This window comes from Gimesia panareensis (genome assembly GCF_007748155.1).
GTDB classification, from domain to species: domain Bacteria; phylum Planctomycetota; class Planctomycetia; order Planctomycetales; family Planctomycetaceae; genus Gimesia; species Gimesia panareensis.
Genome location: NZ_CP037421.1, coordinates 3,206,934 through 3,232,711, shown reverse-complemented (window position 1 = coordinate 3,232,711; position 25,778 = coordinate 3,206,934). Strand labels below are relative to the sequence as shown.

The 25,778-nt window shown below is 53.4% G+C and carries 18 protein-coding genes; 7 read left to right on the top strand and 11 right to left on the bottom strand.

Translation table 11 applies throughout. From position 1 onward, the window contains the following. Nucleotides 1-110: 110 nt before the first annotated feature. The 3 genes from ybeY to Enr10x_RS12155 all read right to left on the bottom strand — a co-directional run bounded on the left by ybeY (nt 111) and on the right by Enr10x_RS12155 (nt 3,890). Nucleotides 111-626 (bottom strand): rRNA maturation RNase YbeY, encoded by a 516-nt coding sequence (gene ybeY, locus Enr10x_RS12165; RefSeq protein ID WP_145449359.1) that lies wholly within the window; start codon nt 624-626, stop codon nt 111-113. Next, on the bottom strand, nt 627-2,879 hold the full coding sequence (locus Enr10x_RS12160; protein WP_197997576.1) for an HD family phosphohydrolase: 2,253 nt from the start codon (nt 2,877-2,879) through the stop codon (nt 627-629). It abuts the gene before it with no gap. Nucleotides 2,880-3,023: 144 nt separating this feature from the next. Next, a complete protein-coding gene (locus Enr10x_RS12155; protein WP_232093349.1) occupies nt 3,024-3,890 on the bottom strand; it encodes a PhoH family protein in 867 nt (288 codons plus the stop codon). An 813-nt stretch (nt 3,891-4,703) separates the two neighbouring features. On the opposite strand from Enr10x_RS12155, the gene Enr10x_RS12150 reads away from it, so the two are divergent. Next, nucleotides 4,704-6,557: an ExeA family protein gene (locus tag Enr10x_RS12150; protein ID WP_197997575.1), complete on the top strand. Its 1,854-nt coding sequence runs from the start codon at nt 4,704-4,706 to the stop codon at nt 6,555-6,557. Between the two features lie 263 nt (nt 6,558-6,820). Further along, nucleotides 6,821-8,161, top strand: coding sequence for a LysM peptidoglycan-binding domain-containing protein (locus Enr10x_RS12145; RefSeq protein WP_145449350.1), 1,341 nt, complete (start codon nt 6,821-6,823; stop codon nt 8,159-8,161). A 5-nt stretch (nt 8,162-8,166) separates the two neighbouring features. Here the strand turns inward: Enr10x_RS12145 and Enr10x_RS12140 are convergent, their stop codons facing one another. The 3 genes from Enr10x_RS12140 to glgB form a co-directional block, all read right to left on the bottom strand. After that, nucleotides 8,167-8,985 carry an MBL fold metallo-hydrolase gene (locus tag Enr10x_RS12140; protein WP_145107447.1) on the bottom strand — a complete coding sequence of 273 codons (819 nt, stop codon included), beginning with the start codon at nt 8,983-8,985 and terminating at the stop codon, nt 8,167-8,169. 29 nt (nt 8,986-9,014) lie between these two features. Next, nucleotides 9,015-10,310, bottom strand: a complete 1,296-nt coding sequence (locus Enr10x_RS12135; RefSeq protein WP_197997574.1) for a DUF1444 family protein — start codon at nt 10,308-10,310, stop codon at nt 9,015-9,017. A 638-nt stretch (nt 10,311-10,948) separates the two neighbouring features. Next, nucleotides 10,949-12,955, bottom strand: coding sequence for a 1,4-alpha-glucan branching protein GlgB (gene glgB, locus Enr10x_RS12130; RefSeq protein ID WP_261343260.1), 2,007 nt, complete (start codon nt 12,953-12,955; stop codon nt 10,949-10,951). A gap of 396 nt (nt 12,956-13,351) precedes the next feature. Between glgB and Enr10x_RS12125 the strand changes: the two genes are divergently transcribed. From Enr10x_RS12125 to hemG, 4 genes are all read left to right on the top strand, one after another. Beyond that, nucleotides 13,352-14,323, top strand: coding sequence for a hypothetical protein (locus Enr10x_RS12125; protein ID WP_145449342.1), 972 nt, complete (start codon nt 13,352-13,354; stop codon nt 14,321-14,323). A 97-nt stretch (nt 14,324-14,420) separates the two neighbouring features. After that, nucleotides 14,421-15,251 carry a uroporphyrinogen-III synthase gene (locus tag Enr10x_RS12120; RefSeq protein WP_145449340.1) on the top strand — a complete coding sequence of 277 codons (831 nt, stop codon included), beginning with the start codon at nt 14,421-14,423 and terminating at the stop codon, nt 15,249-15,251. A gap of 138 nt (nt 15,252-15,389) precedes the next feature. Next, nucleotides 15,390-16,448, top strand: a complete 1,059-nt coding sequence (gene hemE / locus Enr10x_RS12115) for a uroporphyrinogen decarboxylase (RefSeq protein WP_145449338.1) — start codon at nt 15,390-15,392, stop codon at nt 16,446-16,448. Between the two features lie 51 nt (nt 16,449-16,499). Continuing rightward, complete coding sequence (gene hemG / locus Enr10x_RS12110; RefSeq protein WP_145449335.1) at nt 16,500-17,990, top strand: protoporphyrinogen oxidase; 1,491 nt, start codon at nt 16,500-16,502, stop codon at nt 17,988-17,990. Here the strand turns inward: hemG and Enr10x_RS12105 are convergent. Beyond that, nucleotides 17,953-19,758, bottom strand: a complete 1,806-nt coding sequence (locus Enr10x_RS12105; RefSeq protein ID WP_197997573.1) for an arylsulfatase — start codon at nt 19,756-19,758, stop codon at nt 17,953-17,955. The genes hemG and Enr10x_RS12105 overlap by 38 nt on opposite strands. Nucleotides 19,759-20,071: 313 nt before the next feature. Further along, nucleotides 20,072-21,493, bottom strand: a complete 1,422-nt coding sequence (locus Enr10x_RS12100; protein WP_145107484.1) for a DUF1598 domain-containing protein — start codon at nt 21,491-21,493, stop codon at nt 20,072-20,074. A 726-nt stretch (nt 21,494-22,219) separates the two neighbouring features. Between Enr10x_RS12100 and Enr10x_RS12095 the strand changes: the two genes are divergently transcribed. Further along, nucleotides 22,220-23,314, top strand: a complete 1,095-nt coding sequence (locus tag Enr10x_RS12095) for an alpha/beta hydrolase family protein (protein ID WP_145107487.1) — start codon at nt 22,220-22,222, stop codon at nt 23,312-23,314. 117 nt (nt 23,315-23,431) lie between these two features. On the opposite strand, the gene Enr10x_RS12090 is transcribed toward Enr10x_RS12095, so the two are convergent. The 3 genes from Enr10x_RS12090 to Enr10x_RS12080 form a co-directional block, all read right to left on the bottom strand. Further along, nucleotides 23,432-23,659 (bottom strand): hypothetical protein, encoded by a 228-nt coding sequence (locus Enr10x_RS12090; protein ID WP_145107489.1) that lies wholly within the window; start codon nt 23,657-23,659, stop codon nt 23,432-23,434. A 34-nt stretch (nt 23,660-23,693) separates the two neighbouring features. Beyond that, nucleotides 23,694-24,677, bottom strand: a complete 984-nt coding sequence (locus tag Enr10x_RS12085) for a hypothetical protein (protein ID WP_145107491.1) — start codon at nt 24,675-24,677, stop codon at nt 23,694-23,696. 622 nt (nt 24,678-25,299) lie between these two features. After that, nucleotides 25,300-25,743 carry a hypothetical protein gene (locus tag Enr10x_RS12080; protein WP_145449329.1) on the bottom strand — a complete coding sequence of 148 codons (444 nt, stop codon included), beginning with the start codon at nt 25,741-25,743 and terminating at the stop codon, nt 25,300-25,302. Between the last annotated feature and the right edge of the window lie 35 nt (nt 25,744-25,778).

Below are 25,778 nucleotides of genomic sequence, written 5' to 3'. Positions count from 1 at the left end.
ACCAAATATCAGGGTAAAATGTCGAAGCTGGAAAACTGCCAGTTCAGTTAGAGTTTAACCAGCAGAAACGCAGAGATAAATCAGTAATTCGAGAATATTCTCATGATATTTCACTCTTCACGTCGGGGAATTTGCAGCTTCCAGTGATCAAAAATCTGTTGTTCCCGTAACCGCATGACTTTCAATTCCTCGTCAGACAGGTCGTCATAACCGCAGAGATGCAGCAGCCCATGGACCACATACAGCAGTAATTCACTCTCTGCGGACCAGTGGTATTGCTCTGCCATGGACATTGCCATGTCTGCTGAGACAATGATTTCCCCTTCGATGGACTTCCCGGCTCCGCGTAATTCCGGATTTTCTGGAGTGTCAGCAGGGTGACATTCCAGCAGGAAACTCAGGACATCGGTGTCATAATCGTGTGAGAGATATTGTCGGTTCAGTTCTCGCATGGTTGGATTATCGACAATTGCCAGGCTGATTTCTGCCTGGGTGACCTGCTCTGTCTGTAACAGATAGCGGGCTGCCTCCTGCAGTTGAGTCTCATCGATCGCGAGTTGGTTTTGAGAATTCTGGATGTCAATCTGGTACTGGTCGGTGGTATTCATTCCGTTGGTGCTACTCAATCAGGCAGAGCGTTCTTCTGGGTATTTGATGCGTCCGTGATAGATCCCGATGAGTGATTTGACGAGGGATTCTTCGACGACATTGATTTCACTTAAAGTGAGCGAGCATTCGTTAAACTGTCCATCCAGCAGACGCTTCATGACCAGCGAGTGGACCAGAGATTTGATCCGTTTGGGCGTAGGGTCACTCAATGTACGGCTGGCACTTTCGACTGCGTCGGCCAGCATCATCACACCTGCCTCTCGCGTCTGTGGTTTGGGGCCGGGATAGCGGAAGGAAGATTCTTCTGCGTCGGTTTTGTGATCGGGGCTCTGGTCGGCCTGTTTCTCTGCTTCGCGGAAGAAATATTCAACCAGTGTGGTACCGTGATGCTGTTCGATGAAGTCGATAATGGGCTGGGGCAGATTATGCTGGCGAGCCAGGTCGACGCCGTCTTTGACATGGCCGATGATAATCAGCGTACTCATCGCGGGCGCCAGATTGTCGTGCAGGCTTTCGCTGCCGACGACCATGTTTTCAATGAAATACTGTGGCTTGAGCATCTTGCCGATATCGTGGTAATAGGCGGCAACCCGCACCAGCAGGCCGTTCGCCCCGATTTTATCTGCCGCCGCTTCACCAATGGTGGCCATCGAGATGGAATGGTTGTAAGTTCCTGGAGCGCGACGAACCAGTTCCTGCAGCAGCGGATGCGAAACATTACTCATTTCCAGCAGGCTGATGTCCGTCACCACACCAAACAGGGATTCGATAAAAGGCAGGCTCCCGGCAACCATGTAACCTGCTGCCAGGCACCACCCTGCCCCTTGCAGACTCTCCCAAAGCACCTGTTGATCCAGGAATCCGTTGGAAAGTTCCTGGCTGTTGATCAGGTTGATTCCCCAGTAAACCAGAAAGTAGGTCAGACCCATGCCGAAGCCGAGCTTGATCAAAGTCGAGCGGGACGAGACTGTCGCCAGCGAAGTGACGGCAACCGAGGAAACACTCATCAAAACCACGAAGTGCCCCAGTGAGCCCCCCGTCGAGAGACAGAGCACCAGAGACAGGGATAACGCCGTCAGGATCGCCATGATCTGATCGTAGACAATGGCAAAGACCATGACCGTCACGACCAGGGGCAGAACTTCTGCCCGCCAGGGATCATAAGAGAGGATGCGTCCCAGAAACACAGTCAGCACAATCACGCTCAGATAGATACTCAAGCGGCTGACAGTCCGGGCGACGGCTTTTTTGTTCCGCAACAGATGATAGCCGTTTAATACCGCCAGCACGACAAACATCAGGAAAATGAACGTGATCCGCACGACCCGTTCATAATAGGGAACCGCTTTTTCTTTTGCCTCATACTCGGCCCGCAACAGAGACAACTGGTTGTCTTCAATTAACTGGCCAGGTTCCACCAGGACCGTTCCCCGCTGAAATGTGTCGTAGACCTCTTCAACTTCCTGCCTCGCCTGTTTTCGTTCTGCCTGGGTGCGGGCAGCATCGTAAACCAGCGTGGTGGGGGCCTGGAAATGAATCCAGTGGGACAGCACCGCCTTCATGGAATCCAGGTCAGGGAATTTGTTCCACTCGGGTTCGAGTACGCCACTTGCAGAGAGCTGGTCAGGCAGCCGGATATCAAAGGTGGAGACATGCTTCGGCTTTAATGGGACCCCCTTTTCATCTTTGCCATTATAAATGATGACGATATCATCACCGGCGCGAATCTGGTGTTTGGTCAGATCATTTTCGTTAACAATTCCATAGATCTTGAGTGGCGATATCAGTTTTTTAAAATCATCGATGATCGCAGTAATTTTTTTATCGTCGCTGGAATCGGGACTGGATACTCGAGATTTCAGTTCCGCAAAGGTCTGCTCAGATTCTTCCGGGAACTGATCCATAAACTGTTCCAGACGACGGGAAGGCGTCAGGCCCAATTCAGCACGGGAATCGCTGTTCAGTTCATCCAGCGATTTGGCATTGGCGATGGCTTTCAGATCCTCTTTCAGAAGTCCGGGGAGTTTATCAATCAGATCAGGGTTCTGGATGAAGTAATACGGAACTTCAGACTCTTTCTGTGTACGTTCCCGGTCGGTTTCGATCGGGTTGGCCATCTTGAAAGAAACACTGGCCAGGATCCCATGAGCAGAGTACGTTCCCAGTCGATAGGGAAACGGCGCTTTCCAGCTCTCGACGGCGACCATCAGAATCAGGATCGTCAGCAGACAGACACTCAGGCGGGAGAGCGTCCCCCGGTTGCTCAGCAATTCGCGCAGCCTCGAACTTAATTTGGACGAATCACGCAAACTGGCAGCAAGTGCCGTTCGGGATCTTTTAGGACCAAAAAAAGCCATGGAAGCAACCTGAGTCGTTCTGGAAGAAAAGTGTGAGTTGAAAAAAAGAGATCAGTGTCAGTGTCCGAGGGTATCCTCATTCTGATAGGCTTTGACGATTTCTCCTACCAGTCGATGGCGTACAATATCTTCATTTTTCAGCTGAGTGACTCCCACGCCTTTAATATTCCGCAGGCGATTGATGGCATCAGTCATCCCACACGAAATATCGGGCGGTAAGTCAATTTGAGAGACATCGCCGGTGACCACAATTTTGGAGCCCATGCCCATGCGGGTCAGGAACATTTTCATCTGGGTCACGGTCGTATTTTGAGCTTCGTCCATGATAATAAAAGTATTGTCCAGGGTCCGGCCCCGCATGAAAGCCAGCGGGACGACCTCGACAATGTCATTTTCCATATAACGGTTGACCTGTTCGTAATCGAGCAGGCTGCCCAGGGCATCCAGCAGTGGCCGTAAAAACGGGTTCACCTTGGCGAGCATGTCCCCTGGAAGAAACCCCAGTTTTTCACCCGCTTCCACTGCAGGCCGCACCAGCACTATTTTTCGAACCTGTTCGGTGCGGAGCGCGTTGATGGCCATCGCGACTGCCAGGAATGTTTTTCCACACCCGGCCGGACCCGTACAGAATACCAGATCGTGTTCCAGGATCGACTTGATGTATTCCGACTGTCCCGGAGTCCGCGGATGTACTTTACGGGACTTCTCGTACAGATCAATTGTAGATGGAGTTGAATCGGGGGTCTGCTTCTGCTCTTTACTGGTCGGATTTCCTCCGAACAGCGCTGTCTGAACCTGCTCGCTTTTCAGCTGGCCGGTTCGCTCGATGATGGCTTTCAATTCGGAAAAGATGCGAAGTGATTTCTGGAGCTGGGAATCATCCCCGATTATTCGCAGTTCGTCGCCACGATGAACAACATTCACACCCAGTGCATCCTGAATTTGTCTGATGTGACAATCATGAGTTCCCAGCAGAACCGGGATCTGATCGGGATCAGAAAAAGATAGAGTGGCTTCTGACATCAGAAATTCTACGAGTGCCTCCTGAGATGAGGAATAAAAGGTTTCAGAGCTTGGAAATAATGACAGGTATTTTTGAATTTCGCTACACTGAAATTGGTGAAAACTTCAATTAAATACGAGACCGGAACGCCACTGAAACACGCCCCGGAGTTGATATTGCTATAAAGTCTACTCCAGCAAACCGGGAAGAGAAAGCAGAGAGTTTTGCATAATCAGGGGTGTTTCTGTAAGTGGCTGTTATTAAACGGATTAAGATGTTGTGAATTTGTTCGGAAACCGCGTTGATTCGACCCTGGGAGACTGGAATTGAGACTTGGCACCCTGGGGGAGAACGGCGTCGATCGGGCGAAATTACCTATTCTTTACAATCGGAAATCTTCCGTTTTCTGTTACCGACCCCTGTCAAGATCTAGCGTTTGGGTAATGCGCCTCAGGCACCCTGCTCAGATGCTGTCGATTGTAATGGTAATGTTCAAGAATTGGGGCGCGCGTGTACGATGAATTTCCCATAGGAAACAGGGCCGATAATGTCAGGATGCGCTTCAGGTTCTGAGTTTCCTTTTCTTGAGTCAAAATCAGCCAGCTCCCAGGGAGCGGATGAAATATACCAGAAGGCAATCGGAAATGTACGAAACATTCTTTGGGTTCAAGGATCGACCCTTTAGCGTTTCACCCTCTCCTGCTTGTTTTTTTCAGGCTGCAGAGCACCAGAATGTGCTGGACGAAATACTGGTTACCATTTCCAGCTTGAATGGAATCACAATTCTGACGGGTGATGCCGGGACTGGAAAAACCGCGGTCTGTCGTCAACTGATCACGCGGCTGGAAGACCAGTTCCAGATTCAGTTTCTGGAGCACTGTAATTTTCCGACCATTCGTGCACTGCTGCAGACGCTGCTCTACGGCTTGACGGACTGTTACGAAAAGATCAGCGAGCAGGAACTACGCCTGGCGTTAACCGCCGAAATTCGCTCTTCATTTCTGGTGCATGGACAGCCGCTGCTGGTCATTGTGGATGAAGCCCATTTGCTGGGAATTCCCTTCCTGGAAGAACTGAGGGTTCTGTCCGACATTGCCTTTGATGGAAAGCCTGCTGTACAGCTGCTGCTCTCCGGTCAGACGGCCCTGGAAGAAACGCTGATTCAGCCCAATCTCTCATCGTTGAATCAGCGGATTGGTTGCCAGACGTACCTGGATCGAATGACCAGGCAGGAATCCGAAGAATATATTGAATACCGTCTCAACCGCGTTTCGACAGAGAGCAGTCACTGTTTCTCCGAAGATGCCATCAAGTTCATTACCCATGTCAGCGATGGCCTGCCCCGCTGCCTGAATCAGATCTGCGATCACAGCCTGATGCTGGCCTACATGCAGGATGTGCAGGAAGTCGATGAAGCGATTGCCCGCGAGGCGTTTTCCGATCTGCAGCAGCTGCCGCTGCACTGGAATGATCCGCTGCCTGCCCCTTCACCACTAGATGTACTGCGGAAAAAAGAGTCTCCATCTGATTTGGATCAGTTCTCTGCCGACGAGACAATGCTGGAACACGATATCGATGATTCGATCGAAGAGCGATTGAATCAGCTGATGGAAGAATCGCCAGAGGTCTCCGCGGAGTCGGTTGTCGCTGATGATGACTGGGATTCTGAAGATCTGTTCTCATTCGGAGAGGGACTCGAGGCGATTGAAATCGGGAGCCAGTCAGAACCACCGCAGCCGACTGAACCCCTCGAAACCGTAGAAGCTGTCACAGAAACCGAACTGGAGGCAGCCTCTCCGGATGTCCTTCCAGAGCCGGATGTGAACCCGGTCATTTCCACCATTACCGAGACAACCGGTGATTTTATTGAGATTATCGATCGGTATGCCGCCATCGATGCCGGCCTGGACCCTGTAACTTTGTTTGGTGAAAATCATCAGGCACTGGAGTCCTCAAATTCCGTATTCCAGCTGCGGGCTCCTGAATTCCATTACACTCCCCAGACACAACCTCTGGAAGCTTCTGTTCAGCATAAGCTGACTCCGGGTACTGAGGAATCTGAAACGGAACGGGAACAGGCGGCTCAGGTGTCCGCCGGTGACTCCCAGCTGTCCCTGGAAGGCTCCACATTGGAATTTGAGGAAGGGGAACTGAAAAAACTGGAACCGGGAGTGTTCCAGGAACTGGCTGCAGAAGCCTCTCGCGGAGAGGGGACTTTTGAAGAACTGCTGGCGGCTCAGGTATACGAGGTCTGTTCAGAGACCCGCAAAGGGCTGCTGAATGCGCTCAATGAAATCCGTAATTATACCGTTCCTGAAGAGGAAGAGGCTGATCCGGCGGAGGTCTATGATATCGTTCTGCCTGAAACGGAAGACGAGTTTCCCGTAGAACAGGCTGTGCCCGAGTGGAGCAGTGAACCGGATTTCAGCAGACAGCTGGAGGCAAAGAAGAGTGCTTCAGTTCGGGTGGACGCTCCTGCCCGGGAAACTACGAACTCGTCTGCGACAGCACATCTGAAAGGACCAGCCCTGGGCAGGTACAAAAATCTGTTCAGCCGACTGAGACGAAAACAGGATTCCCATACATAACAGAGCAGATAGGCTGTGACAGGGGCTGCGTTCACGACCAGTTACAGTCGTCTGCCTTTCGCCATCCGGTTTATTCACTACAGCCTGATCAACTGGTGGGGCTGTTCTGATCGTTCTCCATATTTTCAGTATGATCCACTCAAGTGTGATGCTGGAGACAGGATCTTAGTGCGCTGAGCCAATCTGCTCAATTTTTGATTTTCTTTTAAAGAATTTCGCCCGATACGCATCAATACACTGCGTTTTTTCGAGGCGAGGTTCTAATGCATCAAGATAAAAAAGTCGGCTTAGCTTTAGCGTTACTGGTTATCGGTTTCGTGGGCGCGTTCTGTTTGCGCCAGGAAAAAAATACGACGGTTGAAATACCGGAGCTCAATGACCCCCACTATCTGGATGAGCAGATCGCCGATAAAGATCGAACGCCCTACCTGGGAGCATCCTCGAAAGAGCCACTGGAAACTCAGCTGGGAAGCGAGCAGACTCTGACCGGACTCTCTGATTCCGATCGCCCACGTTCGATCAAAGAGACCGACGTGGCGGTTCCCACCATTTCCCATACGAAACCGGGGGGGCAGTCCAAAGGGTCCAATGCGGAGCGCTGGGGCGAAATGCCCGATTTCCTGAAAGAGATCGATTTGCCCGCAGAAGAAGTCACCATCGAGAATCAGTTTTCGGATTCCGATCTGTCGGACACAGCATTTAAACCCAATCAGACGGAAACGATGCAACAGCCCCAGACGCCTGACTCGGCACAGGGGACCACCCGGTTCAATAATGAAACCCGGAAACCCGCGCACAATAATGCCTGGGACGTCAATCCCGCGCAGACGAAATCGGAACCTGCCAGTCCCGGGCAGCGACGACAACTGCAGTATCGCGTTCATACCGTCAGATCAGGAGAAACACTGTCTGAAATATCGATTCGCTATCTGGGGACGAGCCGGAAATATCGGGAAATTTTCAATATCAACCGCGATCAGCTCCGCAGCCCCAACGACATTCGCGAAGGGATGAAATTACGAATCCCCGTTAATCAGACTCCCGAAATGAAACCGCAGTCCGCGGGGCGGCAGACCAACACCGGTACTCCAGCCGTGTCAGGCAAACGCACCGTAGGCCAGATGGTTTCGCAACCCACGTTAAAATCAGACTCGGCTTCGGTCCAGTTTGAAGGTCTGATTGAGTCTCTTTCCCAGACCCCTGAGAAAACTCCGGCAGGATCACAGGATCCACTCAAAAACTCAGCGGGGATCGGATCGATCCCTGAAAGTTACCGGAAATTTATTCCGGTCCCCCGCTCTCCTTTAACCCCCGGGAGTCAATCTCAGGGGGGCAAATCAGGGCAGTCACTCTCACAGGTGCAGCCGGAAAATGTGGATGAAATCGTCGAAGACCTCTTCGACCGGCTTCCGGATGCCTCAAAGCAGAGCCAGACGGTGGAACAGGCGAAAACCTATGTCATCCAGAAGGGGGATACGCTGGAGTCGATCGCCCTGAGAATCTATGGCAAGCGGTCTGCTGCTTTTCAGATCTATCAGAAAAACCGGGATCTCCTGAAAAACGCCAACTACATCAGGCCGGGCATGAAACTGCAGCTGCCTTAAGCGATCTACGCCACTCCATTCAAGGGCAGTGACAGCCCGTCGAAAGCCAGTTCGACATGATCGGGCAGATTCGCATTGGTTTCTTCATGTTCCAGAGAATGTGAGATGTGAGTGAAATAAGCCCGTTTAGGTTTCATTTTCTCCACCACCTCCAGGCTCTGTTCCAGATTAAAATGTGTCGGGTGTGGCTTGATCCGCAAGGCATCGATGATCAGATAGTCCAGCCCTTCCAGGTGTTGCCAGCTCTCATCAGGAATCTGGCTCACGTCGGTGCAGAAGGCGATGTTGTTGATCCGGTATCCCAACACCGGCAGTGTGCCGTGCATGAGTCGAATCGGTTGAATCCGCAGCCCGAGCAGATCGAATGGTTCCAGCGTCACCCGCTGGAAATCCAGCCTCGGTCGTGCCATATGGTGTGTATTATACTTGGGCTCTTCAAAAGCATAATTGTATGAACGGCGGATCTGCTGCTCCACGATCTCTTCACAGTGCAGCATGATCGACTTCTCCAGCCGATAACCGCTGATGCGGACGTCATCCAGGCCGAAGAGATGGTCGGCATGACTGTGCGTATAGAGCACGGCATGGACCCAGGGGATGCCTTCACGGATCAGTTGCAGCCTCAGTTCAGGCGGGGTGTCGATCAGAAAACCGCCTTCCGGAGCTCCCACATACACTGAAGTTCGCCCGCGCTGGTTTTTGGGATTGGGCGAAGTGCAGACTTCGCAGTCACAACCGATGATCGGGATGCCCACGCTGGTCCCGGTCCCCATTGTGATCAACTCACCCGGTCTTTCGGAGAAGATATTGGATTCCTGTTGCATTACTCTGGGATCACTTTAGAAATTCAGAATCAGCTTACGCCACAATATTCGCTGACTCCATCCGCAGTGACAACCAGTAACTGATCAGTAAGCGGGTGGTCCATATTCAAATAATCACTGGCAATATTATGCTGAATTTTGTCAATAATCTGTGTCTTACTCAGGCTGAGCGCCAGCAGAAAGTCGCGATTGGGAACCCCGGCCAGAAATTCACTTCCCAGAAACTTCCGCGCCTGTTGGTAAAAGCCCCGGCTCAGAATCTGGGATGCATTATAGGCATCAGGTTTACTTTGAATGATCATATCAGGCCCGTCTTCCCGGGACATGCAGATCAACTCAATTTCATGATACTCAAAATAGCGGTCCAGGTTCTCCAGCGCGATCTGGTGAAGTTCTTCACGATCGATGCTCCATTTCTGCAGCAGCTTCTCATGAATATACCAGTATGCATTCGATTCGTCGACCACATACAGGATGGCCAGGTTCGCGATCCAGCTTTCGCCTACGAAATTGGGAAAATGATTCTGCCAGGAATCCCGGGACAGCAGGATCGGCATGACTCGGTCCCGGATCTGATCGAATTCCGGTTCGGTCTGGTCGGTCCCCCACTCATTAATCTGCAGGATCGTTGCCAGTGCGGTGGTAATATTTTTCTCGAACTCGGTCCTGGAATTCAGGTAGGCACGATAGAAATTGATCAGATTCATCTCGGCATCACCGAATTTCAGACGGAATCCCGGTAAGAGCTGCGAGGAGATCAGGGGGAATTTTCGTTGAGCCAGGGACAACACTTCCTGGGCGAATAAGTCCGGAGGATGAGCCGGATCGAGGGAAATCTGAATCGAATGCAGGATGCGTTGAACGGTCTCAAAAAGTTCCTCGTTGATTCCCGGGTCATAGAAATAAGTGACCACCATCTGGATCGAACGTTCTCTGATGAGCCACAGATTCCAGTAATGCCAGCTTCTCGGCAGGCAGGGGATTCGCGAAACCAGACTCTGCCACCAGTTCTGCTTCTTCTGAATGACAGCTTCGCCGGAATACCCGGTGGATTCATGCTCGATTGCCAGGGGAGTCCGTTTCTGGACGTTGCGGTGTTTTACAAACAGCTGATCGAAGTCGACTTCCATCCCCGAAATGGTGGAAGTGTGAGGCAAAGCGGATTTCCAGTGACAGCTGATGGTAAGAGTGGCGTCTCCTTCAGGAGGACTGAGTTGCAGGATTCCTTCTTTTTCATCCTTCACCCAGTCACCGGGATAAACCAGTGAGTACCAGTTCGCAGGTCCGGTGTAGCGAGCCCATTGGTCAAAGTCTAAGTCAGACAAGAAATCACCATCAGCACAAGAAATGATTCTGACTGGAACCATCGAGGATTTGGAAATGCAAGCTTCCCCGGTCGTTCCCTGATTCTTTTACTCAGTCTTTATAGTAGACGATTTCCAGAAATAACTCTATCGGAAAATCCGGTAGCACATTTGATAACCATCTGCTGTGAATCTAAGCAGCAAAATGCCTTTCTGCAGGGCAGATTTGGAGATTTGCAGGCAGTTGTAAAATATGGAAATATTATTTTAATATTGCAAGTCGTTTCCAGGAAGTGACTTATGGAATTGTTTTTGAGATGGGTCCGTAGCTGGTACGGTGTTTGCTTTGTTACCAGCTACAGAGTGAGGAAACGAGCAACTTCCTTATTCTGACTTGAACTTCACCAAAGGATACGCTGCTGGGGAGTATAGCCGAACTTTCCCTTGTCGGGACTGTTTGGGCGAGCGCCTATACACTCAGCGGCGTCCTTTTTTTATTGGCCACAAAGCAAGCCAATAAGAAACCTATCATAAAGTGGTGGTACTTCTTTTTCCACCCTTTTCTTCGCAGAATTTCTCTCTTCTGCAGCGGTACTGGCTCCTGTTCAGTACGATAGCATTCCCCGGGCAGACCTGGTCTTACCCAATCAAGCCAGACCTTACTTGGTTTCTGTCTTCGATTTTTGCGGTGCCGCGACCGGTTTCATAATCAGTAATGCCAGTGGGGGCAGATTCAACGTGATACTGTCAGCCTTACCGTGGCTGATGATTTTCTCACTGTAGACGCCTCCGGCGTTCCCCATGTTGGAACCGCCGTAAATTTTGGCGTCACTGTTGATGATTTCGTGATAAAAACCGGCTTTGGGAACACCAATCCGATATCCTTCGCGCGGCACCGGTGTGAAATTGGCCACCACGATCACATGTTCGTCGCCTTCGGTTGAGTCTCTTTCGAACGCGAAAACACTGTTCTTGGAATCGTCGCACTGAATCCAGGAGAATCCTTCCTGACTAAAATCGGTTTCATAGAGGGATTTTTCAGAGCGATACAGGTAGTTCAAATCACCGATCAGGCGGCGGATGCCGTCATGTTTTTCATGGCCGATCAGTTTCCAGTCGAGTTCCGCATCATGGTTCCATTCAGTCCACTGGGCCAGCTCACCACCCATAAACAGCAGCTTTTTACCTGGCATCGTGTATTGATAGCCATACAACAGACGCAGATTCGCAAACTGCTGCCACAGATCCCCCGGCATTTGTGATAACAGGGACCGCTTGCCGTGCACCACTTCATCATGAGATAAAGGCAGCACAAAGTTTTCGGTAAACGCGTAGATCATCCGGAAGGAAAGCTCTCCCTGGTGATGTGAGCGATAGATCGGATCGAAATGCATGTAACGCAGGGTGTCGTTCATCCAGCCCATATCCCATTTCATGCTGAAGCCCAGCCCCCCGTTATAAACCGGGTGCGAAACGCCGCCCCAGGAAGTGGATTCTTCAGCAATCGTGAGAATTCCCGGGTAGGCACCATGCAGGCTGGTATTCGCATCTTTCAGGAATTGAATGGCCTCCAGGTTCTCGCGTCCCCCGCTCTGGTTGGGGACCCATTCCCCTTCCTCGCGCGAATAATCCAGATACAGCATCGAGGCCACTGCATCGACCCGCAAACCGTCAAAGTGATATTTATCAATCCAGAAATGAGCACTCGACAACAGGAAGTCGCGAACCTCGTTACGGCCGTAATTGAAGATATACGTACCCCAGTCCGGGTGGAATCCTTTACGTGGATCTGCGTGTTCGTACAGGCAGGTGCCGTCAAAGCGACCCAGTGAGTGACCGTCGGTCGGAAAATGCCCCGGAACCCAGTCAAACAGCACGCCAATCCCCGCCTGGTGACAGTAATCGACAAAATACATCAGATCGTGCGGCGTTCCGAACCGGCTGGTCGGCGCAAAATATCCGGTCGTCTGGTACCCCCACGACCCGTCAAACGGGTGTTCGGTGACCGGCATCAGCTGGATATGGGTGTAGCCCATCTGCTGCACGTAATCGACCAGTTCTTTGGCCAGTTCCCGATAGGTGAAAAACTGACGCCCATCTTTGGGACGCTTCCAGGAACCCAGGTGCACTTCATAAATCGTAATCGGCTGATTATGCCAGTTGGTTTCCTGTCGTTTCCGCAGCCACTGCTGGTCCTGCCAGGGAAAGTTTTCAATATCGTAAACGATGGAAGCCGTCTTGGGACGCAGTTCCGAATAAAAGGCATACGGATCGCACTTTTCAAAGAACTCCCCGTTCTGGCCTCGCAGACTGAATTTATAGGCATCCCCCTGCCCTACTTCCGGCATAAACCCCGACCAGACGCCTGCATTGCTGGAATTGAGATAAAACTCGCCGTGTTTCCAGTGATTGCGGTCGCAGATGATGCAGACTTCTTGTGCATTCGGTGCCCAAACTGCGAAGCGCGTGCCTTTGATTCCGTTGACTTCGTCTGGGTGAGCTCCCATTGATTGGTACATGGTACAATGCATTCCTGTCTTTAGTGCATGAAGTTCGGCGGAGGTAAATAATGGGCGACGGGTCTGAATCTTATTTTGCAGGCTCTGTGACCGCCAGGGAACCTGGGGACGGTTCTGGTTTGCCTCGAAGTGAGATGATTGGCTCATTGATGTCAAAATATTTCATAATCAGTAACGAATGGTTCAGCCAGCCACTGCGCCATCATAATCAGTAAGTCCAGTATAACAAGATTTCGGCCAGATTGTTACTCATCCTTGATGGGGTTTTGTCCCGAACCCCGGGCTGGGAGCACAACCTGACACCATGGTCTGTCAAATTGTCATGGTCGTGCGGAATTTGATAAATAGGTAATTCACGGCGATCAAGTCGGGTAATGCATTCAAACCGACTGCAACATGCTTGAAATTTCGAAAACCGGCAAGCTTTACTCAAGTGGACCACAGGCAGGCATTCTATAATTCCATGTTGTCGTGTTTATGAACCGGCCTGTCAATTGAGGATGTGGAAATCTGAACCTGACCGGCATTGAAGAAGGTTTGCTTTTGTCCATTCATCGCAGCACACTTCTGATCGCAGGACCTCTGGTCCTGATCACCGGAATTTACCTGCTGGTCTTTTCCGGAACAGAAGAGAACCGCGCTGTGGCAAATGTGATCCAGCTCAGCCCTCCCGAATCGTGGCAGACACCTCCGTCCAGACAACCGTCGGCAACATCTTCCTCGCTGCAGTCAGTTAGTGAATCGAAGGCGCAAGCCATCCAGCAGCGAATTTCGATACCGACCAACAGACTGGTCAAGGCGCCCTATGTGCTGATTGGCGACTACGAGATCAGCACCCTGGAAGCACTGTATCGCAAGGCCATTCAGCCCACCGAATATGCGTTGAACGTCTCCTATTTCGATACCAGGCCGGAGCAGCCGATCACGATCGTCGCGCTGTCCAGCCAGGAACGTTACCAGCAGGTCGCCTGGGACCTGGATCAGCGAAAAACCGGTTCCTACTACGGCTATTTTCAGTCAGACGATCTGCGGATTGTTCTGAACCTGACCACCGGCAGCGGAACGCTGGGGCATGAATTGACCCACGCTCTGGCTGAGATCGATTTTCCCGCCATGCCGGAATGGTTCGATGAAGGGCTTGCCTCCCTGCACGAACAATGTGAGTTTTCCGAACAGGGAAATCGCCTGCTCGGAACAACGAACTGGCGGGTTCAGATTCTGATCTCCGCCCTGGATCGTCAGCAGTTACCTCCCCTGAACGATCTGGTCAGTCAGACCCGCATCCGCACAGATCGGGAAGCGTTGACCTATGCCTATGCCCGCTGTTTCTGCCTGTTTCTGCAGCAGAAGCAGCTGCTCTCCCCTTTCTATCGCAAGCTGAGAACCAATCAGGCCGCCGATCCGACCGGTCAGTTGACCTTATGTCAGATTCTCAATGTGGACGACCTGTCTGCCGTCGATGCGGAATTTCGGGAGTGGCTGGCTGCCTCTCGCCGAAAAACGGGTTCTCTGTAAGAAACTTCAAATCGATCATTCAATGTCCCGCCTGCGCGCTCTATAATAGGTGCCTGGTTTATTCCCCCCCTTTAAAATCTAATGTGAAGCCAGTCCTATGAATGATTCCGGATTACGCGTCTGTAGTTTTGAAAGTCGAAAACAGGATGCCATGCAGACCCTGATCGAACGGAATCAGGGAATTCCCACACTGGTGCACTCCATGGATGAAATTCCGCTGGAAGACAACGAGCAGGTCAAAGCCTTTTGCGATCGGCTCTTTCGGGGCGAAATCGATGTGATGGTATTCCTGACCGGCGTGGGAGCGACCGCTCTGCTGCAGGCGGTGGAAGTCTATTATTCCAGAGAACAGTTTCTCGACGCCTTGCGCAAAACGATCGTCACCGTCCGGGGGCCCAAGCCGACCGTCGTGCTTCGCAACTGGGAAGTCCCCATTCATTATTCCGCACCGGAACCCAATACCTGGCACGAAATCATCTCCGTCTGGGATGAGCAGCAGTTTTCCGTCACGGGCAAACATATCGTGGTGCAGGAATACGGGAAGCCGGTTCAGGAATTTTACGACGAACTCCGCAATCGGGGCGCCCAGGTGACTCCCATCACCGTCTATCGCTGGGCCCTCCCGGAAGATACTTCAGGGCTGCGGAATGCCGTCCATGCCACGATCCGGGGAGACTATGACATCCTGATGTTCACGAGTGCCCAGCAGGTGGCACATGTCCTGCAGATCGCTGAAGAGGAACAGGTGCGGGACGACTGGCTCGCTGCGGCTCCCAAAACGATGATCGCCTCCGTAGGCCCGGCCTGCTCCGATGCACTGCGTCAGGCGGGGCTCCCCGTTGATTTCGAATCCAGCCCGCCTAAAATGGGCCCCCTGGTCAAAAACGCTTTGCAGACCGCTCCCGAAATCCTGGCCCAGAAACGTTGACCCAGAAACGCTGACCCAGACAGACTCCTGCCTTTGTTTCGGGAATCGATGCAACCCGGAATTTCCGTAACCTGACCTACCTGCTAGAATACATCCCACCTGCAAGAATATCTCTATACGTACCGGAAAGAAGCGAGAATGAATTCGTCCCAGGCTGATACAGCCTATTGTCAGAACAGCCGTTTTATGAAGGCGGTTCGCCGCGAGCCCGTTGACACCACTCCCATCTGGATTATGCGACAGGCAGGCCGCTACCTGCCCGAATACATGGAAGTCCGCAACAGGGTCACCTTCATTGAACTCTGTAAAACCCCTGCTCTGGCAGCGGAAGTCACGCTCACTGCCCAGAGCGTGCTGGGAGTCGATGCCGCAATCCTCTTCGCCGACCTCCTGCCGATCCTGGAACCGATGGGCTTAAATCTGGAGTACGTCAAAGGCGAAGGCCCCGTGATTCACAATCCCATCGAGGAATCCTCCCAGGTCGATCGGCTGACCGATATCGCCGACATGAACTGCCTGGAATTCGTCTTCGATGCCGTCAAGCTGATTCGCGCCGATCTGCCGGTCGATATCCCCCTGCTCGGTTTTGCCGGCTGTCCGTTTACCCTGGCCAGCTATGCCATCGAAGGGGGAAGTTCGAAAAACTACCGCCGCACCAAACAGATGATGTATAACGACCCGGGCGCCTGGGAAGTCTTGATGAACCGCTTTGTCGATAATCTCACCGTCTATCTGCAACGTCAGATTGCAGCCGGCTGTCAGGCCGTGCAGATCTTCGACAGCTGGGCCGGCTGTCTCTCTCCCGAAGATTATCAGCAGTACGTTCAACCTTATACTGCCAGGCTCGTCGCCGGAGTGCAGGATCAGGCCCCGGTGATCAACTTCATGACCGGAAACCCGGCGCTGATCCCGCTGCAGAAACAGACCGGCGGTCAGGTCTTCGGACTCGACTGGCGCATCAATCTCGCCGATGCCTGGGAGATCCTCGGGCCGGATGTCGCCGTTCAGGGGAACCTCGATCCGATTGCCCTCTATGCTGACATCCCAGTCCTCAAGCAGAAAGCGAAGTCCGTTCTCGACGCTGCCGGCGGTCGCAACGGGCACATCTTCAACCTCGGACATGGCGTCATGCCCGACATGAACCCCGACAACGTCAAAGCCCTGGTTGAAATCGTGCACGAACTGGGGACCCGCTAAACCTGGACTGGCTATCGTTCTTTTGTTGTCCTGCTGAAATTGAATAACCTCATGACAGACTCACCTTCTTCAACAGCAACAAAACGCATCGCGGTCATCGGCGGCGGAGTGACCGGTCTCTCTGCAGCGCATCGAATTCTGGAGCTGGCAGACGAACAGCAACAGCCCGTGGAAGTCACCCTGTTCGAAGCCCAGCCGGAAACCGGAGGCTGGATCGGGACCGTTGATCAGGGAGACTACCTGATCGATACCGGCGCGGACATGTTTATCACCAACAAACCCGCCTGCATCGAGCTCTGTAAAAGACTGAATCTGGTCGATCAATTGATTTCCACCGATGCCCGCTATCGTGGGGCCCTGGTGTTGAGTCGCGGTCTGACAGTCCCCGTGCCGCTCGGCTTTGAACTGATGACCCCCTCCCGAGTTCTGCCCATGCTGAGAACCCCGCTGCTCAGTCTCTGGGGAAAAATTCGCATGGGCCTCGAATACTTTGTGCCCCGCCGTCACAGCGCCACCGGCCTGGATCACGACGACGAGAGCCTCGCCCGTTTCGTGACCCGTCGTTTCGGTAAAGAAGCCCTCACCCGGCTGGTGCAACCACTGGTCGCCGGCATTTATACTTCCGATCCGGAAAAGCTGAGCCTGCGAGCCACACTCCCCCGTTTTCTGGACATGGAACGCGATCACCGCAGCTTGATCAAAGCCGCTCGCAAACAGAAAAAAGAGAACCAGTCGAAGTCAGATGCCACCGGTGCCCGCTACGGTCTGTTCGCTGCCTTCAAGGGAGGCATGCAGACATTGACGCGGACCCTCGCCGAACGTGTTTCCGAACGGGGAACGATTCTCTACGACCATCGCGTCACCCATATCATTCCCGCATCGGGAGTCGGCTATGAGGTCACCATGGAATCGAAAGGGCATGTGCAAACGCAGCATTTCGATGCCGTTCTCATCGGCGCCCCCACGTATCAGGCAGCCAGCATGCTCACCGGCTTCGCCCCCGAACTCTCGAGCCTCCTGTCTCAAATCGAGTATGCGTCGACCGCGATCCTCGTCAATATCTATAAGCTCGCGGACATCCAACATCCGCTGCGGGCCTTCGGCCTGGTCATCCCCGCTGCCGAGAAACGCAAGATTTTCGCAGTGGCATTCGCCAGTCGCAAATTTCCCGGCCGGGCACCGGAAGACTGCATCCAACTCCGCACATTTGTTGGCGGCGCCATGCAGCCGGAAATGCTCGAACATTCGGACGAGGAACTGCAGGAAATCGTTCGCAGCGAACTCGACGATATTCTGGGCTTGAAAGGCAAGCCGCTGTTTTCGAAACTGCTCAGACACAATCAGTCCATGCCTCAGTATCACCTGGGACATCTGCAACTGGTCGAACAGATCGAACAGGAAGCTGCCCGCTACCCGGGTCTCGAACTGGCCGGCAATGCCTATCGGGGAGTCGGCATTCCCGATTCCATTCAAAGTGCTGAAGATGCCGCCGCGCGGCTCATGACTACTCTGTCGGCACCCGAGTCAACTCCAGCCCCTTAACGTCGATCAGTTCCTGTCCCGGTTTTTTGACGCCCGTCAGCTTGAGATCGCAGCAGCCTTTCTTCAGTTCCAGCGTTCCCAGTTTGAGCCGCGCCCAGTCTTTCCGCTGGTAGTTATCTGACTGCTCGACCCGGTCCTGGTTTCCGATTTTGGGGGGATCGTGTGCTTTGGAAATCGTCGCCGCCAGACTCTGGTCTCCCGTTTCTGCAGCGATCTGGCAACCCACATCATCCTTGGCACACGTGTATTTCAGAGTCACTGCATAGGTTCCCGGCGTTAAGACATCCAGATGCCAGACCGCCTGTGCGCCGGGATCGGTCCAGTCTTCGATCCAGCTGTTGGCATAACCGTTGTGCCCTTTCCCACTGTAGTTGATCCCCTGCCCGGCTTCCGGCATCAGAAACGATTCATTCGCCGGTAGACTGGTCAGCTCTGCTTTCGGATGTCCCACGGGAATCGGAATCGGCTCAAAGCCCAGCTCTGAAACGTCCTGGAACCACTTCTGGTAAGCCGATTTGAGCCGCTTCAACTCCACCGGGTTCGACTTGGCAACGTCCTGCTTTTCTCCCGGATCGGCCTGCATGTCATACAGACTCCATTTGTTTCGCTCATAAGCGGCACGCCAGCGATCCGTCCGTACCGAACCGACGGGCAGTTCGGTCCCCGGAATCGAATTGCGGAACAGCCGATCGACAAACAGCATCCGCTCAGGCCAGTTCTCTGCGGACGAATTCGTCAGTAAAGGCACCAGGCTCTTACCGTCGACGGGAATCCCGGACGTCGACTCCACGTCGCAGAATTCCAGCAGCGTCGGCAGAATATCAATATGGGCGGCGATCGGTTTCACAACCGTCCCCGGCTCGATCTTGCCCGGGTACCGCACAAACAGGGGCACGCGAATGCCTCCTTCGTGGATCGATCCCTTCCTGCCCCGCATGTCACCATTGTAACGGTCGCTGTTCGGCCCATTGTCTGTCAGGAACAGCACGATCGTGTTATCCGCCAGCTTCAGATCGTCCAGCGTCTTGAGCAATCGTCCCAGGTTTTCATCCACACTATCCACCATCGCGTACGCACAGCGGGCTTTGTCATCCAGCCCCTTGTCCGCGTACTTGTTCCAGTACTTCTCCGGCACGATCCACGGCGAATGCGGGGCGTTGTAAGGCACATAACAGAAGAAAGGCTGGTCCTGATTCTGTTTGATGAATTCGATCGCTTTGTCGGTCAGGACGTCGGTGATATAGCCTTCCGTTTTGACCGGCTTCCGATTGTGTTCCAGGTTGGTATCGAAGTAACTGTTCCAGTGCCCCCCGCAGAATCCGAAGAATTCGTCAAAGCCCTGCCCGTTGGGATGCATCGGGTAATGCCGCCCGTTGTGCCATTTACCGAAGGCCCCCGTCGCGTAACCGCCGGCTTTCAGCATCTCGGCAATCGTGACCTCTTCCGCCCGCATGTTCTCAAAACCGCGGGTCACACCATGCACGCCCGTCCGCAGGCTGTAGCGACCGGTCATCAGCGCCGCCCGCGTGGGAGCACAGACCGGTGAAACGAAAAACCGCTCAAACCGCGCCCCCTGCTTCGCCAGCAAATCCTGGTTCGGCGTTTCAATCAACGGATTGTCGTGCAGCCGCACATCCCCCCAGCCTTGGTCGTCCGTCATGATCAACAGCACATTCGGCTTCGCCGCTGACAGCAGAGTTCCCGTTGATAAAACAACAGCGAAGATGAAAAAACAGAGCCAGTTCAACAAAGGAGCGCGTCGCATCATGAATATCAGTTTCTTGTATTGTGGGTGATTAAATCTAAGTCGAATCAAACGGTCGTCGTGCATCACTAATGGTAATCAGGTGGTGATAATCGGGTGGCACTGTTGGCTTGCCCAACAGTGTTCGTGAATCAATATCTTTATTTAGTAAACTACATCTCAGTCTAAAGTCGGGTGCCACTGTCGGCTTGCCCGACAGTGCCTATGGAATAACAGCCTCCCCCTTGGTAAACCAGTAGGGTGCCACCATCGGCTTGTCCGACAGTGCCCATAGAATAACAACCTTTCCCCAGTAAAACGTATCCCTGACTCAACGTCAATCCCACCACCAGCGAACCCCTTCCGGCCGTACAACCGACTGTTTTTTCTCAGCCAGCGTATCATCCCGTGTCGTAACAAACTCCGTCTGCCGCAGAACCGTTTGGGCATTAATCGTCACCCCGCCTCCGACCAGGCAGATCATCAACCCTCCTGCTTTCTTGTAATTCATCGCCGTGGGAACCTGCGTCGGGATATTTCCCTCCGGCACCAGAAAATCCGCTTCGCTCAAAAAGAACCGCTGCCCCCAGCCCACCTGATCGTCGAGACGTTCCTTGCGAATCAACGCCGCCAGCACGGTCAGATCGGTAATCGACTGCAGCTCTGCAAACGTCGGATGCAGATCCGCCAGTTTCGCGAAATACTTGGTGAACTGCTGCGCGTAGCGTGTCGTCGACATCCGAGTCTGTGCCGCTTCTGTCCGTTGGCCCGCCAGATTGACGAACTCCTCCTGCGACATCATCTGCAACCGCTGTCCGGAAAACTGAAACGCATCCCGGTCTGCCGTCGTGGTAAAAGCATCATAGAGCGGCGTAAACCACCACCGCTGCGTGCTGTTGCCCCCGCCGCGCAGTGTCGCCAGATGACTTTTGATCTCCCGGATCCCCGAAGGTTCCAGGCCGATCGAAATCCGCTTCAGCATGTAATCCGCCTCGACCAGCACCCGGGCATAATGCGAGCCGGCAGGGACTCCTGTGACAGTCACATCCTGCATCCCCAGGATCTGTGCCATCGTGCGGAAACGAGTGACCGCGGTCGCGGAACTCGATGCGTTATTCGTTCTGCGAATGTACTCGTGCATGCGTGCCAGGTTTTCCTGTTTTGCATCAAACGAGCAGCCGGTAATCAGACCCCGCTGCTGGGACTGCAACGCCACCACCAGGTCGTCCAGCCGCAACGGCGGTCGTCCCGATTCCACACAGACCACGCGGTTCTGCGCGTTCGTCGCGAACCCTTCTGCGGGTCCCGCGATGATCAGGTCGTTGTGTTCCCGGTCGACAAACAGATAATCGATCCGCCACAGCCCGGCCAGAAACCGCACCTCCACCGGTAGCGGTTCCCCTTTCGCTTTGTATGCCTGGCACACCTTTTCCAGCTGCACCAGCGAAATTTTGCGAAACTCCGATTTCTGATTCACATCGCCCGGCAATGCCTGCGCTGCCAGAGCCTGCAGCCGCTTCTGGTTCAGCCGCTTGCTGTTCAACGTAATCCGAAACGGCGCCGAAATCACCCCGTTCGCATCAATGGTGATCCCCCCCGCGTTCTGATTATTGTTGTTCTGGTTGTTCTGATTGCCTGTGTTGTTGCCCCCGTTGTTGGCCTGGGCCAGGCCTGTTGTGGTAAGACAGACCGTCAGGCAGAACGCCATCCCGACCCGGATCAGAGTCTGCTTCCACTGCTTGTGAGAGAGGAGTTTCATCACGCCTGCTTTCCGCCCCGAAAGGGCTGTCCAGATTTGCGGCCCGCAAATTCAAGACGTCACGTCTCATTCTATCAGTCATGTCGACCCGAAGTCAGACCTTTTCCCCGATTCCCGGCTGGCAAAACCGGATTCGATTCCCGCTTCCCGTTCACCTGGTCAATGCGAACCGTTGCCCGTTTTATGCGGGGTTTGCAAAAAAGTTCACCTTCGATTCAGCTGAAAATAGAGAATCGGGTCTGTCCGAGCACCAGTTTCGACTTCTTCCAGATCTTAAGGCATTCAAAACAGTTAACGTCATCCTGCTTCCTTTCTATTCCCACTTACGTTAATTCCGGTGTCCCAGGTTCACTACCATAAAATGCCAGTTTCGGACACATAAAAGTCATGTTTTGCCAGAAATGACACGAAACGGACACGTTTTTCCACATCGTTCTGCGTGAATCCCGGCCCACATCACATCACTTTTCCAGCGCTGTTCACCCACTACACAAACAGAGGCGCCGGCAACCACAACTCACCTATCATACGCAACGGCGCGAGCTGGTATAGAGGAACTTCACACAATTCCTTTCGTGCTTTTCGTGTCTTTCGTGGTAGCAAAAAAACGTCTCTTTTACGGCCCCACAGATTTTGCTTGAGAACCAGCAGCCCGACACTCTAAAATAACCAGCGATTTCCAAAAATCGTTTCCCTCTCCCATCACAATAGAAAACGGGTGACTCCATGCCGCAGACGCGCTGCTCAATCTTCAGTTCATGCTTTCTCACTATCTGCACTTTTGTGTTACTCGTGCAGTCCGTCCCGGCAGCCGAAGACAAACCCCAGCCCGACGAACGCCTGCAGAAGCTGTTGAAACGCTTTCCGGACGCCGACAAAAACAAGGACGGCATCCTCACCCGCGAAGAAGCACGGGAATACCGCCAGCAGCTGCAGAAACGCCAGAACAGGAACGCCCGGCCCGCGAATGCCGTCAAACCAACCTTTGCTGACGTCAAATATGGCGATCACGCACGAAACGTCCTCGACTTCTACCAGGCCCAATCGGATCAACCGACGCCCCTGGTGATCTATATTCACGGCGGGGGCTTTGTCGGCGGCAATAAGCGGGTCAATCCCGGTTTTCTCAAGCAGTGTCTGGACGCCGGCATCAGCGTCGCCGGGATCCACTATCGCTTTATCGACGGAAAAGACGTCCTGCTCCCCGAACCGCAACGCGACGGCGCCCGGGCCGTACAGTTTCTCCGCAGTAAAGCCAAAGAGTGGAATATCGACCCCAAACGGGTCGCCTGCTTCGGGGGTTCAGCCGGTGCCGGGATCTCCATGTGGATCGGCTTTCACGACGACCTCGCCAATCCGGACAGCGATGATCCCGTCGAACGCGAATCGACCCGCATCCAGGCCATCGGCACCTTCGGCGGTCAAAGCACCTACGATCCGATCAAAATCAAAGCCCTGGTCGGCGGCCGGGCCTGGGAACATCCTTCGATCTTCAAAGCCTACGGCGTCACCACCGCGGAAGAGGCCCTCCACCCCACTCCGGAGCAGCAGAAACGCTACGATGAATCTTCCGCGATCACGCACCTGACGAAAGACGATCCGCCCCTGTATATGGTCTACAGCGAAGCCGACGGCCCCCTGCCCGCCAATGCCCGACCCGGACAGGGCATCCATCACCCCAACTTCGGCCGCGACCTGGTCAAAAACATGAACGAACTCGGCATCGAAAACGTCTTCATCTACACGCCGGATGCCAAAGGCCGCAATCCCCAACGCGAAATGCTGGAGTTCTTCCAGAAACAGTTCGCGAAGGTGAAATAGAGTCGTCTTCCTTTCGTACTTTCAACAGCAGAAAAGCCAAATTAGCCGCAGGGCGTTAGCCCCGGTTGAAACGACTTTGGTAAAGACCGTTCAATTTAAGAAACACTGCAGGGAATCTCAGTCCGGAGTGGCCAGGTAATTGATCTCTTTCAGAATGTAGTCAAAGGCGTCGGAGTCAGTTCCGGAATGAGATTTGGCCCATGCGAAAAGTTCATCACGCGCTTTTTGTAACACCTCAATCGGGGCTTCGAGGTATAAAATGTCTGCCTTTGATGGGGCGGCATGGATTTGTTCTACCAGCGCGGCATCCAGATCAGTCAGATCGGCGATCGTGAGGGCTGTCATTTGTGACATTTTGAATCGCATGCGCAATCACCGATCAGACCGGGAACATGTCGGCGTATTTGATCCTGATCTTATAAGGTAGGATCGCCAGCGTGCACAGCCCCAGCACCGGTAACAGAAGCATGGCACCAATCGAGGTCAGCAGTCTGAGTAACAGGATATAGATCTGGGGGATGTAAAAAATTCCGATGTAGAAATTGCCATCCACCTGACGCAGAAAGACACTGATGATGAACGCCGTCACGATGAGCACGATGGGAATCCCCAGGACGGCACTGAACCCCAGCTCTCCCGAATAACCCTTGTCCTGGGCAATTTGAATGGAACTGATCAGCAGACCGATGACCAGCACAGCAATAGACAGAAAGCCGACGAAACCAGCTAAAAAGTGCCATGGCATCATACTGGTACTGTTGGCCCTGGCAGCGAGCAGAGAAAGTCCAAAGAAAATACCTCTCAAAACAACAAAGCTGACGATGCTCACCAGCAGCGTCCGATACCCGCTGCTCAGGGATCGTTTCGATTTGGCTTTCATCTCTGCCACCGCTTCCTGACGGAATGCCGGCAGCGTCTCGCGTCCCGCTTTGAGAACAGACATCAGCTCACCAGGCGTCGTAACGGCAGTCGCATTCGGCCAGCGCGTCGAAACATCCGCTTCCTGACTGGCAGCGGTCACCACGGCAGTCCCCTCTTCACCGGCAGGCAGGATGGCCAGGTTCCCCTGTTCTGCGAGGGAAAATAAGAAACGCATGTTGTCCCGGGAATACCCAAAGAGCCGGACTTTGACGCCACTCAGGTCAGACTCCTCATCGGGCCGCTCCAGGGCTACTTCAACTTTGCTGCAATCCGCCAGATGGGGGTGATACCAGCCATCGGTGCCCGGCTTGGGAGCCGCCGCCGCGTGGAGCAGTTTTCGCATCGCGTCCCATTGTGAGGGGCGGGCCGCATCACTCGCCGCCTCCTTCTGAGCGCCGTCTGCTAAACTCTGACAAGGCTGAAGTTGAAATTCAAAACTCATGTTGCGTTCCCTGCGTTCGAAGAAAGGTTCTCTCTGGCAAGAGTGTATAGATCAATCCGACGGCTGTCTATTGTTTCCCTGTTATTTAACCCTCATCACCGTTCATGATTCGCTTTCCTGGCTGGAACGGCGGGAGCTTCGCACGTCCAGGTCGTCAAGTGCAGCAGAGAATCTTACAGCTTCAGCTGCACAGTTCAATGCGGTTTCGCGCATCTCGGGTGAGCATCGTTCCGGGAGAAAACCGGGCCAGTCAGGAGCAGATTCCCTTGTTTTAAACCACAAGTGTTTCAGTTCAGAACGCGGCGTGCACAAAATCAGCGATTGACGGTAAGCCCACAAGTAGCGTAACAAACTGATACAAGGCAACAGCAGTGAGTCTGGTTCACCCTCTGCAGACAAATAAGCCTTCGGGAATTCATCCGAAAAATTGAATGCGCCCGACATGCCATCGAAGCTGGGAGAAGCTTGGGGATCGACAACCAGTCGATTCAGATCCCTGCAGATTTTCTCAAACTCTGGTTCATCAGGCTTCAGATCAAAGGCATTCTCATTCATGATCAGCGGAATCCATCTGATGAAGGTGTCAGAAGCACTTTCGTGCCTTTCGTGGTAGCACAACAGCTTAAAACAGTCCCACCCGCTTGAAGACCCGGTAAGGACCGTAAGGATTCAGAGGGGGCGGGTTGTTCGACGACCAGACCCACCGGCAGACCGCCTGGCCCTCGTTGTCGAACGCAACCGTCGCACTGATCTCCTCCCCTTTCCAGGTCCGCAGGACGTATTCCTGAGGCATGCCGTACTGCGCAGCCTGCTCATTCGACGCGGTGAGCATCGTTGTGGGATTCATGATGACTCCTTCGGTTTGGGAAGTCTCATCGGGCGGCGTCCCGAACAGGGCATCCGCTTCTTCTACTGTCGCCCCCAGACGAACCTGTGCCAATTTGATCTCCAGTGGGCCTGGTGCGTGGCGCGTGTCATGTTTGTAAGAGACCGCCACCCTCATCAGCAACAGAAAGCAGATAATGGGGCAAAAGATGATCAGATATTTTTTAAACGAGACTTTCATCTGACTTTCCCTACAGAAAAGTTTTCGTGCTTTTC

Bases quoted from the DNA above. Each gene is read 5' to 3' on its own strand.
- Enr10x_RS12145 (WP_145449350.1), top strand. From the start codon at position 6,821: ATGCATCAAGATAAAAAAGTCGGCTTAGCTTTAGCGTTACTGGTTATC.
- Enr10x_RS12140 (WP_145107447.1), bottom strand. From the start codon at position 8,985: ATGCAACAGGAATCCAATATCTTCTCCGAAAGACCGGGTGAGTTGATC.
- glgB (WP_261343260.1), bottom strand. From the start codon at position 12,955: ATGAGCCAATCATCTCACTTCGAGGCAAACCAGAACCGTCCCCAGGTT.
- Enr10x_RS12120 (WP_145449340.1), top strand. From the start codon at position 14,421: ATGAATGATTCCGGATTACGCGTCTGTAGTTTTGAAAGTCGAAAACAG.
- hemE (WP_145449338.1), top strand. From the start codon at position 15,390: ATGAATTCGTCCCAGGCTGATACAGCCTATTGTCAGAACAGCCGTTTT.
- hemG (WP_145449335.1), top strand. From the start codon at position 16,500: ATGACAGACTCACCTTCTTCAACAGCAACAAAACGCATCGCGGTCATC.
- Enr10x_RS12105 (WP_197997573.1), bottom strand. From the start codon at position 19,758: ATGATGCGACGCGCTCCTTTGTTGAACTGGCTCTGTTTTTTCATCTTC.
- Enr10x_RS12100 (WP_145107484.1), bottom strand. From the start codon at position 21,493: ATGAAACTCCTCTCTCACAAGCAGTGGAAGCAGACTCTGATCCGGGTC.
- Enr10x_RS12095 (WP_145107487.1), top strand. From the start codon at position 22,220: ATGCCGCAGACGCGCTGCTCAATCTTCAGTTCATGCTTTCTCACTATC.
- Enr10x_RS12090 (WP_145107489.1), bottom strand. From the start codon at position 23,659: ATGACAGCCCTCACGATCGCCGATCTGACTGATCTGGATGCCGCGCTG.
- Enr10x_RS12085 (WP_145107491.1), bottom strand. From the start codon at position 24,677: ATGAGTTTTGAATTTCAACTTCAGCCTTGTCAGAGTTTAGCAGACGGC.
- Enr10x_RS12080 (WP_145449329.1), bottom strand. From the start codon at position 25,743: ATGAAAGTCTCGTTTAAAAAATATCTGATCATCTTTTGCCCCATTATC.